We start from the raw sequence: 12,331 nt of genomic DNA on the forward strand, positions 1-12,331 counted from the left end.
TGCCTAGGGTGGGGGGAGTACCGCGTTTCCGGCCCCGCCGGTTGCGCCCGGCCGCGAGACCCCTGGGGGATTTGCACCATGCGCAGTGGCGCGAAGATCGGCATCATCACCGGCGTGTCCATCGCCGTCCTCGCGGGCGGTGGCTACGGGGCCTACAGCCTGATGGGCGGGTCGGACTCCTCGTCCGGCGACAAGAAGCCCCGCACGGTGGTCGCCGAGCCGCCCACGGCCGACCAGGCGGCGAGCGGTGCGAAGGACTTCCTGGCGGCCTGGACCTCCGGCGACATCGCCAAGGCGGCCTCGCTGACCGACGACCCGGCCGCGGCCACCACGGCGCTGACGGCCTTCAGGGACCAGGTGAAGCCGAGCGCGCTGACCCTGTCCCCGGCCGGCCCGGCCACGCCGCAGGCCTTCGCCTCGGCGACCGGCACCCCGGCCCCGGCCAAGCCGACCGGCGCGGCCTCGGCGACCCCGTCCGCGGGTGCCACCGCCGGCGCCACCGACTCGCCGTCCGCCGCCCCCTCCCCCTCCGGGCCCACCGGCGTGCTGATGGGCTTCAAGGCCCGCGCCGAGTTCGCCGGCACCAGCCGGGTCTGGGACTACAACGGCTTCCTCGGCGTCGTGAAGATGAGCGACAACACCCCGGCCGTGCACTGGGCGCCCTCGGTGATCCACCCGCACCTGTCCGGCAACGAGACCATCGCCACCCAGCAGGTCTTCGCCCCGCCGTCCACCGTGGTGGACCGCAACGGCAAGGCGCTGCAGGGCGCCTCGCTCACCCCGGCGCTGATGGCCACCCTCCAGGACAACGCCCACAAGCTGCTGCCGCCGGACCCGAACAAGGACCAGGACGCGGGCAGCGCGGTGGTGATCACCGACCCGGCCGGCAAGACCGCCGCGGACAAGCTGTTCACCATCGTCGAGCCCAAGCCCGGCAAGCCGTTCAAGGTGACCATCGACAACACCCTCCAGGCCGCCGCCGAGAAGGCGATGACCGACCTGGGCGGCAAGCAGGGCTCCATCGTGGCCGTCGAGCCCAGCACCGGCCAGGTGCTGGCCTTCGCCAACGCCCCGGCCACCGGCCAGAACCGGGCCTTCACCGGCCTGCTCGCCCCCGGTTCGACGATGAAGATCGTCACCTCGACGGCCCTGCTGGAGTCCGGGCTCACCCCGGACAGCAACGTGGCCTGCCCGGAGAAGAGCAGCAACCCGGTGGCGATCCCGAACGACTTCCCCGGCGCCTTCCCGGACTACTCGCTCCAGAAGGACTTCATGGTGTCCTGCAACACCGCCTTCATCAACCAGGGCCTGACCAGCCTCAAGCCGGAGACGCTGTCCGGCACCGCCAAGGACGTGTACGGCATCGGCCTGGAGTGGAAGACCGGCCTGCCGAACGCCGACGGCAAGATCCCGGCGACCCCGGGCAGCAAGGACGAGCAGGCGATGAACTACATCGGCCAGGGCAAGGTCCAGATGAACCCGCTGGCCATCGCCTCGATCACGGCGACCGTCCAGAGCGGCGCGTTCAAGCAGCCGATCCTGGTCGCCGGCCTGCCCCAGCAGCAGGCGGCCCGGCAGATCTCGCCGGACGTCGCCGCCAAGCTGCGCGCGATGATGAACGCCACCGCCGTCGGCGGCACGGCCAGCCAGGTGATGGCCGGGATCACCGACAACGCGGGGGCCAAGACCGGCTCCGCCGAGGTCCAGGGCGCGTCCACCACCAACAGCTGGTTCACCGCCTTCCGCGGCAACCTCGCGGTCGCCGCCGAGGTCCAGGGCGGCGGCCACGGCGTGGACGCGGCCGGCCCGGCCGTGGCCTCGCTGCTCAAGTCCGGCAACAAGTGAGCACCTGAGTCCGGTACGCGAGGAGCCCGCCACGGACGACGTGGCGGGCTCCCGTGCGTGCGGGCCCGGTCAGCTCCTCGGCAGGGCGGGCCGCGGTACCTCCGGCGCGGGCCTGGGCGCCGCCGGGCGCCGGCTGCTCCAGCGCCGGGCCGCCAGCCGGGGCCAGATCACCAGGACGGCGGGCAGCGCCAGGTACCCGAACCGTCCGGCCGGGGCGAGCGTGAAGGCGATCGCCAGCCCGGCGGCCAGCAGGTCGGCGGCGGCGATCGCGGAGACCGGAGGCCGGGCCACCAGCCAGATCGCCACCCCGACCAGGGCCAGGGTCATCAGCGCGAGGGAGACGGTGTGCCCGGTCGGCCCGAAGCCGGCCAGCACCTTGCCGGGCAGCGGGCTGCCCGCCGGGGTGCGGATCGCGGTCATCCCGAGCGGGAAGCGCACCACCTGGTCGCGCAGCGCCTGCGGCTGGGTCAGGACGGACGGCAGCAGCACCGCCGCGCTCACCCCGGCCCCGATCAGCGCGGTACGGGCGGCGGGCCGCCGGCCGTACAGCCGCCACAGCAGCAGGACGGCCACCGGCAGGGCGGGCCAGGCGGTCCACTTGAGGCTGCAGGCGAGGGCGAGCACCAGCCCGGCGGCGACGGTGCGGTCCCGCTCGGCGAGCGCCATGGCCAGGCAGCAGACCCCGATCAGCGGCAGGTCGACGCCGCCGACCACCAGGGCCAGCGCTATCAGCGGCGAGGCGGTGAGGACGGCCAGCGGCAGCAGCGGGGCGCGATGGCCGTCGGTGCCGGGCCGGGTGGGCCGGAGCAGCCGCCAGGCGGCCAGCAGGCAGACCACGAAGGTGAGGGCGAACCAGATCCGGGCGTCCCCGGCGACCCGGGCGAAGGCGGTGGAGCTGCCGAGCAGCTGGCGCGGCAGTCCGAACAGGGACATCGCCGGGAGGTAGGGGTTGTAGTCGGTGACCACCACCGGGTGCGGGAGGTAGACGTCGCCGGTGGTGAGCATCAGGTGGGCCGAGCGTTCGACCACCATCACCTCGGACTGGTGGCGGCCGGTCACCGCGAGCAGCCCGAGCGGCGCCAGCACGGCCCCGAGCAGGGCGACCACGGCGGCGGCCTCGGCCGCGAAGCGGCGCGGCAGGGTGAGGCAGAGCAGCCCGGCCACCACGTAGGCGGGGGCCGCGACCAGGCCCCACAGCCGCTGGTTGGCCAGGTCGGAGACGAGCGGGAAGGCCGCGGCCCAGCCGGCCGCGATCAGACAGCCGAGCAGCTGCACCCAGCGCAGCGAGGCGAGCCGGGCGGGATTCCACCGAACGGGCGTGGGCGGGAAGGTGCTCTCACCACGCTGGCGGGGGAACGGGCGGCCGGTGGAGCCCGTCGGCGGCCGTCCGGGTCTGGGCGGCGGTTCGGCGTCGATGGTCGGGGCCGGCGTTCTGGAACGGCCGGTGAAGCGGCCGCGCGGGCGGGAGAAGCCGGGCGTGCGGGTGCTCACCATGGTGGAAGGTTATGGCGGCGAACCGGGCGCTGTCGCCACCGCCTCGGGCCCCGGTCGGGACGCTACGCGCGTAGGGCCGCCGGGTGTCGTACCACGCGGCGGCCCTTCACGATTGGATAACGGCCCGGCGGCCGACGCCCTGGTCAGCCGGTGCCGGTCCCGCTCGGGACGGCCGGCCGCTCGGCGCGCTCCAGGCGGGAGTGCTTGACGCTGTAGCCGAAGTAGACGACCAGGGCGACGGCGAGGGCGATCGCCCCGGCCCGGAAGGTGTCGGCGTGCAGGCCGGTGATCAGGTAGACGCAGAAGCCGACGCTGAGCAGCGGGACGACCGGGTAGCCGGGGACCTTGAAGCCGCGCGGCAGGTCGGGCTGGGTGCGGCGCAGCACGATCACGCCGATCGAGACCACCGAGAAGGCGATCAGGGTGCCCAGGCTGGTGATGTCGGCCAGCACGTTCAGCGGGATGAACGCGGCCAGCGCGCCCACGCCGAGCCCGACCACCAGGGTGTTCCAGACCGGGGTGCCGGTGCGCGGGGAGAGCTCGGCGAAGCGCCTGGGCAGCAGGCCGTCGCGGCCCATCGAGTAGAGGATGCGGGTCTGCCCGTAGATCACCACCAGCGTGATGCTGAAGATCGAGACGATCGCGCCGACCGCGAAGATCATCGCGGGCCAGCTCTGGCCGGTGATGTCCTGGAGGATCTGGGCGAGCCCGGCCTCCTGGCCGTCGAACTTCTGCCACGGCTGGGCGCCGATGCCGGCCAGCGCGACCAGGATGTAGAGCAGGGTCACCACGACCAGCGAGATGATGATCGCCATCGGCATGGTCCGGCGCGGGTTCTTGACCTCCTCACCGGCGGTGGACACGGCGTCCAGGCCGATGAAGGAGAAGAAGATGCTGGACGCGGCGACCTGCACGCCGCCGATGCCGAGCGGCATGAACGGGGTCAGGTTGCCGGAGTGGAAGCCGGTGAGCGCGACGCCGATGAACAGCAGCAGGATCACGATCTTGACCGCGACCATGGCGGCGTTGACCTTCACCGACTCGCTGACCCCGCGGATCAGCAGGAAGCAGACCATGGCGACCAGCAGCAGCGCCGGCAGGTTGAACCAGTGGGTGCTGTCCGGCGCGCCGGACAGCTGCTCGGGGATCTTGAACCCGAAGGCCAGGTCGAAGAACTTGTTCAAGTACTCGGCCCAGGTCACCGCGATGGCCGAGGCGGAGACGCCGTACTCCATCAGCAGGCAGATCCCGACGCCGAAGGCGACGCCCTCGCCGAGGGTCGCGTAGGCGTAGGAGTACGAGGAGCCGGAGACCGGGATCGCGGAGGCCATCTCGGCGTAGCAGAGCGCCGTGAGCCCGGCGGTGACCGCGGCGATCACGAAGGACAGGATGACCGCCGGACCGGCCGACGGCACCGCCGTGTTGAGCACGAAGAAGATGCCGGTGCCGATGGTGGCGCCGATGCCGATCGCGGACAGCTGCCAGAGCCCGATCGAGCGGCGCAGGTGGATGCCAGAGCGGCCGCCCTCCTCGGGTGCGCCGGCCGGAAGGCCGTGGCCCTCGCTCTCGGCGAGCAGGGTCGAGACGGGCTTGCGGCGCAGCAGACGCGCACCGAGGGTGTTGCTGGCCAAAACTGCTGTCCTTCTGGGCGGGGGAGGGTGTCCTGGTGGCCGGTCACTCCGAGTACTGGGGGGTGACTTCGGGGACCAACCGAACAAACATGGGACAGTACCCGGCAAAGGCGCCAGTGTCGCAAACAAACAATACCGATCCGCGCATTGTACGAATCGGCGCACCAGAGCTCACAAACCGGACACTTCGTACGCGGCGGATCTTCCGGGCATCGGATAAAAGACCAGGTCAGCACCCCTGTCCGAGTCAGCGGCCGAGTACCGCCCGCATCACCGAGCGGGCGATCGGGGCGGCCAGCGCGCCACCCGTGACGTCCGTGGCGTCACTGTCCGCGACCACCACCGCCACGGCGACCGGCGCCACGGCGGCCGAACCGGCCGGCGCGGCCCAGGAGATGAACCAGGCGTACGGCGTCCCGCTGTTGTCCACCCCGTGCTGGGCGGTACCGGTCTTGCCGCCGACCACCGCCCCGGGGATCCGGGCGTTGCCGCCGGTGCCGTTCTCCACCACGTCCGTCATCAGCTTCCGCAGCTGCCCGGCCACCGCCGGGGTCAGCGCCTGCCGGTACACGGCCGGCCCGCGCACCTCGACCACGGTGCCGTCGCCCCTGGTCAGCCGGTCCACCAGCCGCGGCCGCATCACCGTCCCGTCGTTGGCGACCCCGGCCGCGACCATCGCCATCACCAGCGGGGTGGCCGCGGTGTCGAACTGCCCGATCGAGGAGAGCGCCAGCTGCGCCGGGTCCATCGCGGTGTCGACGTTCGACCGGGCCGGGCGCACCGGCACGTCCAGCTTCGGGTCGTTGAAGCCGAAGCCCTCGGCCGTCGCCACCAGCCTCTCCACCCCCGTCCGCACCCCCAGGTGGCCCAGCACGCTGTTGCAGCTGGCGGTCATCGCCGCGTCCAGCGACAGCCCGGGCCGGTCGCAGGCCGCGCTGTCGTTCACCAGCGGCGTGGTCGTCCCCGGCAGCACGTACGGGAAGGGCGCGTCGGTCGGCGCGTCCGGGTCGGTCACCACCCCGGCCGCCAGCGCCGCGGCGGCGGTGACCACCTTGAAGGCCGAGCCCGGCGGGTAGGTCTGGCGCAGCGCCCGGTTGAGCATCGGCTGGTCGGGGTCGGCCTGCAGCCGGTTCCAGGCCGTCTGGTCGGCCCCCGCCGAGCCGGCGAAGTCGCCCGGGTCGTAGGAGGGGGTGCTGGCCAGCGCCAGGATCCGCCCGGTGGCCGGCTCGATCGCGACCACCGCGCCCTTCTGGTCGCCGAGCCCGCGCACCGCGGCCTGCTGGGCGGCCCGGTCGATCGTGGTGAGGACGTTCCCGCCGGGGCTGCGCCGGCGGGTGAGCGCGTCCCGGAGCGACCAGCCGGTCAGCCGGCCGTCGGTGCCGTTCAGCAGGCCGTCCTCGGTGCCCTCCAGCTGGCTGTTGCCGTACGCCTGGGAGGAGAAGCCGGTGACGGCGGCGTACGTCGTCCCGTCGGCGTAGGTGCGCTTGTAGGCGTACCGGCCGCCGGTGGGCCGGGAGCCGGTCACCGGCTGCCCGTCGACCAGGACGTCCCCTCGCGGCCGGGCGTAGCGCTCGACGACCAGCCGCTGGTTGGCGCTGTTGCGGTCCAGGTCCCGGGCCTCGAAGACCTGCACCCGGGTGGCCTGCACGCACAGCGCCCCGACCAGCAGCAGGCAGAAGGTGGCCGCCCGGCGCCCGGTGACCGAGATCCCGGGCAGCCCCTGCGGCCCGTTGCCCCGCGGCCCGAGGCCGGCCATCACCGCGCCTCCGGCCCGGCGCCGGGCCCCGGCTCCGGACCGGTCACGGGCGCGGTCCCGGGCGCGGTCACGGGGAGCGGCGCGGGCGCGGGGACCGGCCGCCGGGCGTCGTCGCTCATCCGCACCAGCAGCGCCACGATGATCCAGTTGGTCACCACCGACGACCCCCCCTGGGCGATGTACGGCATCGTCATCCCGGTCAGCGGGATCAGCGCCAGCACCCCGCCCGCCACCACGAACACCTGGAGGCCGACGATCGCGGCCAGTCCGATCGCCAGCAGCCGCCCGAACGGGTCGCGCAGCGCGATGCCGGTCCGGAAGCCGCGCGAGACCAGCACCGCGTACAGCAGGAACACCGCGAACAGCCCGGTCAGGCCGAGCTCCTCGCCGATGGTGGCGAGGATGAAGTCCGACTTGGCGGCGAAACCGATCAGCACCGAGTGCCCGTCGCCCAGTCCGGTGCCCAGCTCTCCGCCCCAGGCGAAGGCGAACAGCGACTGGGCGATCTGGTTGGCGCCCTTGCCCGCCGCGATCGAGCCCAGCGGGTCCAGCCAGTCCACCACCCGGCTGTGCACGTGCGGCGAGAGCCAGCCCACCGTCACCGCGCCGACCGCCGCCAGGCCCAGCCCGATCGCGATCCAGCCGGTGCGCGCGGTGGCCACGTAGAGCATCACCACGAACAGCCCGAAGTACAGCAGGGCCGTCCCGAGGTCGGTCTCCAGCACCAGCACCCCGACGAAGGCCGCCCAGATCAGCAGCACCGGCCCGAGCACCCGCCCGCGCGGCAGCTGCCAGCGCCAGACCCGGCGGCCGGTGAGCGCCAGCGCGTCCCGGTGCACCGCGAGGTAGGCGGCGAAGAAGACCGCCAGCAGGATCTTGGCGAACTCCCCCGGCTGGAAGGACAGCGGCCCGACCACGATCCAGATCCGCGAGCCGTACACCGGCGGGAAGAGGATCGGCAGCACCAGCAGGACCAGCGCCAGCAGCGCCCCGACGTGGGCGTAGCGGCGCAGCCGCCGGTGGTCGCGCACCAGCAGCAGCACGGCGGTGGACAGCCCCACCCCCAGGGCCGACCAGAGCAGCTGGGTGGAGGCGGCCTCCCGGCCGGGGGTGGCCCGGTCCAGGCGGTAGATCACCACCAGGCCGATCCCGTTCAGCAGCACCGCGATCGGCAGCAGCAGCGGGTCCGCGTACCGGGCCCGCAGGCGGACCGCGCCGTGCGCCGCCAGGGCGAGCACGCCGAGCGCCGCCCCGTACTGGGCGGCGTCGGCGGGCGCCCGCCCGTCGAGGTTCACCCCGACCTCGACGTAGCCGAACACGGCGATCAGGACGGCGGCCAGCACCAGCACCAGCTCGGTGGTGCGCCGGGGCCGCACCGGCCGGACCGGCCGGGCCGCGGATCTCGTCACGGCGGAGGGTGTCGCCACGGACCGTCCTGGGGGAGGCGGGAGTCGAAGGGGCCGACCGGGTCCGGACACCGGTGCCCCGGTTCGTCACCCTAACGAGCACTATCCATATATATCGACTCTTTGCCACGGTGTGTCCGCCTTTGCCACGACCGCGCCCGCCGCCCCTCACTCCGGCCGCCGCCCGGCCAGCACCGCCGCCCCCGCCCCGAACACGGCCAACAGCACGACGGAGAAAAGCAGTTCACCCCAGGGCACGGCCACCCGCCCGGTCCGGGCCGCCGTCACCACCCCGCGCACCGCCGCGTTGGCCGGCGAACCCGGCAGCACCAGCGCCGCCGCGGCCGACCCCAGCGCCGCCAGGATCCCGTACGGCGAGCGGACCAGCACCGGACGGTTGCCCAGCACCCCGGCCGACGCCCCCAGCAGCACGCAGACCACCGAGGCCACCAGCCCGGCCAGCAGCGCCCGGCCGACACCCGGCTCCCGCCCCGCCCCCGGGTCGGCCACCGCGCCGCCGACCCACCACAGCGCCGCCACCTCGCCCACCGCCAGCAGCAGCCCCGCCGTCACCGCCGCCAGCAGCGCCCCCAGGTGCACCCGCACCGGGCCCGCCACCGCCACCAGGCAGGCCCGCGAGGCCGGCGGCTCGGCCGTCAGCACACCGCGCACGCACCAGGCGCTCACCGGCACCAGCAGCCCCGCCCCGAACCCGAGCCCGCCCAGCAGCGGATCACCCGGCGTCACCCCGACCACCAGCACCAGCGCGAACGCCAGGAACGGCGGCAGCCAGGCGTGCGAGCGCACCAGCAGCTCCAGGTGGTACCGGGTCAGCGCCCCGACCTGCCCCATCACTCCTCCCCCCGCCGGCGCACCGCCAGCACCCGCAGCGCCGGGCGGCTCAGCAGCAGGCCGCGCAGCAGGGCGTCCGAGTGCCCGGCCGGCACCTCCAGCCGCACCGCCGTACCGTCCAGCGCGGTCACCACCGGCGCGCCGGGCAGCCGCCGCGGCAGCGGGGCACCGTCCGCGAGGTCCACCTCGACCTCCACCACCGGCCCCCCGTCCAGCACCGGCACCGCCTCCCCGACCGGCCGCAGCCCGCCGTCCGCGCCCACCCGGTAGGCGGCGCTGGTCCGCCCGGCCAGCCGGGCCGGGTCGTGGTCCACGAACAGCACCGCGCCACCCGCCGCCGCCCGCTCGGCGGCCGCGTCGTCCAGCACCGCCCGCGCCCGCGGGTCCAGCCCGGTCCAGGCCTCGTCCAGCAGCAGCACCCGAGGCTCGGCGATCAACGCCTGCACCACCGCCACCTTCTGACAGGTGCCCTTGGACAGCCGGCTCAACGGGGTGCCCGCCCGGTCCGCGATGCCGAACCGGTCCAGCCACTGCCCCGACCGCCGCCGCGCCTCCCCCGCCGACAGCCCGTGCACCCGGCCCACCCGCACCAGGTACGAGGCCGCGTCGAACGGCAGCGCCGGCGGGAACCGCTCCGGCACGTACGCCGCCGACCCGGGCCGCACCACCCGGCCGGTGCTCGGCCGCTCGATCCCGGCCGCCAGCCGCAGCAGCGTCGACTTGCCGCTCCCGTTCGCCCCGGAGATCCGCACCAACTCCCCCGGCCCCACGACCAGTCCGACGTCCCGCAGGACCCACCGCCCGCCCCGCCCGTACCGCTTGCCGACCGCGGTCAGCTCCATCCGCACCCTGCCTCCATCCGGTCCCCCGAAGGCTATCCAGCGCGGGTAAGGCCGACGTCAGCACCGCGTCCGGCAAACCCTGCCCCGCACGCCGGAGTTCACGCCGGGGCGGGCGGGTGCACCGTCCGGTCTCGTTTGGCCTTGACGAACTGATGATCCCTAGGATCGGCCGGGTGAATACCGGACGACGACCGAAGACCAGGCTCGGCAGCCTGCTGGCCGCCCTGGCGATAACGGGCGCCTCGCTGCTCCTCGGCCTGCCCGCCCACGCCGACGAACCATCAGCCGGCGCCTCCCCCGCACCGAAGGAGGCCCCCAAGGTCGACCTGATCCTGGACGTCAGCGGCTCCATGAACACCGCCGACATCCAGGGCAAGAGCCGCATCTCGGTGGCCCAGAACTCGCTGAACGAGGTGATCGACGCCCTGCCCGCGGAGACCGAGTTCGGCATCCGCACCCTCGGCGCCACCTACCCCGGCAACGACAAGAACATCGGCTGCCAGGACACCAAGCAGCTCTTCCCGGTCGGAAAGACCAACAAGGTCGAGGCCAAGACCGCGGTCGCCACCCTGCGCCCCACCGGCTGGACCCCGATGGGCCTCGCCCTGCGCGGCGCGGCCCAGGACCTCGGCAAGGGCGACGCCACCCGCCGGATCGTCCTGATCACCGACGGCGAGGACACCTGCACCCCGCCCGACCCGTGCGACGTCGCCCGCGAACTCGCCTCCCAGGGCATCCACCTGGTGGTCGACACCCTCGGCCTGGCGCACGACGACAAGACCCGTCAGCAGCTGCTCTGCATCGCCAACGCGACCGGCGGCACCTACACCGACGTCCGCACCCCCCAGCAGCTCACCGACAAGGTGAAGCAGCTGGTCGACCGCTCCAACGACACCTACACGGTGACCCCGTCCAAGACCGCCGGCACCGACAGGTGCGAGAGCGCCCCGGTGCTCACCCCCGGCGTCTACAGCGACCGGGAGAAGTTCTCCGAGCACCGCGTCTACAAGGTCCCGGTCAAGTCCGGCCAGGAACTGCGCGCCTCGGTCAGCGTCGGCCTCGACCGCGCGGTGGCCCGGGACTACGGCGTCCTGCTCCAGGCCACCAGCGCCGCCGGCCAGGAACTGGTCCGCGGCACCGACGCCGGCAGCGCCCGCGCCGACGTGATCTCCACCGGCCTGCGCTGGTCCACCAACGACTCCAAGGGCTACGTCACCGCGAGCCCCACCACCTCCGCGAAGGACAAGCCGGACACCACCGTCTGCCTGGTGGTCAGCAACTCGCTGGCCCCGCAGTCCGGCGTCCAGGCCGACCCCGGCATGCCGCTGGAGCTGACCGTGGACCTCGCCTCCGCCTCGCCCGCCCCCGAGGGCGCCGCCATGGGCCTCGGCCGCGGCTGGATCCTGCTGCTCACCCTCACCCTGGCCGGCCTGGTCCTCGGCCTGCTCGCCGGCTGGATCGCACGCTGGCGGATCGCCGTCTGGCGGGAGAACTGATCATGCGTACGACGATCCGCGGCGCCCTCGCCGCCCTCGCCCTGCTGCCCGCCCTCGCGCTGGGCGCCCCGGCCGCCTCCGCCGCCTCGCCGTCCCCGACGGCGACCGCGAGCGGCACCCCGGCCCCGGCCACCAAGGCCGGCACCTCCTTCCTGACCGCGGTCAACCTCTCCCCCGGCCAGGACGCCGATGTCGCCGTCTCCACCGGCGACTACCTCTACTGGGCGTTCGGCGCCTCCGAGGGCCAGACCCCGACGGTCAGCCTGACCGTCAACCTGGCCCCGGCCGCCGACCGGCACGGCCCGCAGACCTGGAGCGTCGAGGTCTTCGACGGGCTGCGCCGCCGCCAGGCCTGCACCGCCGGCACCCAGAACGCCACCGGCGACCAGAACACCACCTCGCTGGCGCTGAACTGCACCCTGCGCGAGGTCCGCACCTGGGCCGAGCCGTGGTCCGGCGACCCGCTGCCCGGCACCTACTACGTCCGGCTCTCGGTCACCGACGCCCCGCAGCCCGACCTCGGCCTGGCCGCCACCACCCAGCTGCACGTCGCCGCCAAGGGCAACGCCGACAACGCCCAGCCCGAGGGCGGCGCGCTCAAGGCGCCGCTGGTCCCGCCGGTCGGCGGCGGCGCGAGCACGGCCCGGGCCGCGGCCCCGGTCGCGGAGCAGGACCACTGGTACACCGGCTGGTTCTCCGGCTGGAACAGCCGCTGGTACTGGACCATCGGCGGCGGCTTCCTGGCCGCCCTGGCCGGCATCCTCGGCTACCACCTGACCCGGCACCCGCGCGGCCACCGCCCCGGCCACCACGGCGCCGTCCCGCCCCAGGGCTCGCACCACCAGCACGGCCACTACGCCGAGCGCCCGTAGTCCCGGCCCCACCCGTCGAGGGGCGGGCCGGCCCCATACCGCCGGCCCCCCACCCCGGCGGACATCGCAGGGGGGCGCCCCCCCGCCGGGAGGGTGTGGGCGGGGGCGGCGGCCCCCCCCCCCCCCCGGGGCCCCCC

General features: G+C 74.3%; 9 protein-coding genes. 3 read left to right on the forward strand and 6 right to left on the reverse strand.

Translation table 11 applies throughout. The features are described from left to right. Positions 1–78 precede the first annotated feature (78 nt). Positions 79–1,845, forward strand: a complete 1,767-nt coding sequence (locus ACFXPX_RS25090; RefSeq protein WP_380588740.1) for a penicillin-binding transpeptidase domain-containing protein — start codon at positions 79–81, stop codon at positions 1,843–1,845. Positions 1,846–1,914: 69 nt separating this feature from the next. On the opposite strand, the gene ACFXPX_RS25095 is transcribed toward ACFXPX_RS25090, so the two are convergent. From ACFXPX_RS25095 to ACFXPX_RS25120, 6 genes are all read right to left on the reverse strand, one after another. Then, complete coding sequence (locus ACFXPX_RS25095; RefSeq protein WP_375892736.1) at positions 1,915–3,339, reverse strand: glycosyltransferase 87 family protein; 1,425 nt, start codon at positions 3,337–3,339, stop codon at positions 1,915–1,917. A 143-nt stretch (positions 3,340–3,482) separates the two neighbouring features. After that, positions 3,483–4,970 carry an amino acid permease gene (locus ACFXPX_RS25100; RefSeq protein WP_380524027.1) on the reverse strand — a complete coding sequence of 496 codons (1,488 nt, stop codon included), beginning with the start codon at positions 4,968–4,970 and terminating at the stop codon, positions 3,483–3,485. A gap of 247 nt (positions 4,971–5,217) precedes the next feature. Then, positions 5,218–6,726, reverse strand: coding sequence for a penicillin-binding transpeptidase domain-containing protein (locus ACFXPX_RS25105; protein ID WP_380643383.1), 1,509 nt, complete (start codon positions 6,724–6,726; stop codon positions 5,218–5,220). Then, positions 6,726–8,135 (reverse strand): FtsW/RodA/SpoVE family cell cycle protein, encoded by a 1,410-nt coding sequence (locus ACFXPX_RS25110; protein WP_380643385.1) that lies wholly within the window; start codon positions 8,133–8,135, stop codon positions 6,726–6,728. The genes ACFXPX_RS25105 and ACFXPX_RS25110 overlap by 1 nt, the downstream gene beginning before the upstream one ends. Before the next feature lie 165 nt (positions 8,136–8,300). After that, positions 8,301–8,984 carry an ABC transporter gene (locus ACFXPX_RS25115; RefSeq protein ID WP_380397567.1) on the reverse strand — a complete coding sequence of 228 codons (684 nt, stop codon included), beginning with the start codon at positions 8,982–8,984 and terminating at the stop codon, positions 8,301–8,303. Continuing rightward, the gene (locus tag ACFXPX_RS25120) at positions 8,984–9,826 is read right to left on the reverse strand and encodes an ATP-binding cassette domain-containing protein (protein WP_380643387.1); all 843 of its coding nucleotides are present in this window, start codon (positions 9,824–9,826) and stop codon (positions 8,984–8,986) included. The genes ACFXPX_RS25115 and ACFXPX_RS25120 overlap by 1 nt, the downstream gene beginning before the upstream one ends. A gap of 173 nt (positions 9,827–9,999) precedes the next feature. Here ACFXPX_RS25120 and ACFXPX_RS25125 point away from each other — a divergent pair, with 173 nt between their 5' ends. Both ACFXPX_RS25125 and ACFXPX_RS25130 read left to right on the forward strand, forming a co-directional pair. Further along, positions 10,000–11,322 carry a VWA domain-containing protein gene (locus ACFXPX_RS25125; RefSeq protein WP_380643389.1) on the forward strand — a complete coding sequence of 441 codons (1,323 nt, stop codon included), beginning with the start codon at positions 10,000–10,002 and terminating at the stop codon, positions 11,320–11,322. A gap of 2 nt (positions 11,323–11,324) precedes the next feature. Continuing rightward, complete coding sequence (locus ACFXPX_RS25130; RefSeq protein ID WP_375892745.1) at positions 11,325–12,194, forward strand: peptidase; 870 nt, start codon at positions 11,325–11,327, stop codon at positions 12,192–12,194. Positions 12,195–12,331: the final 137 nt, after the last annotated feature.

The sequence above is a fragment of the Kitasatospora sp. NPDC059146 genome (genome assembly GCF_042786665.1).
Lineage (GTDB): Bacteria > Actinomycetota > Actinomycetes > Streptomycetales > Streptomycetaceae > Kitasatospora.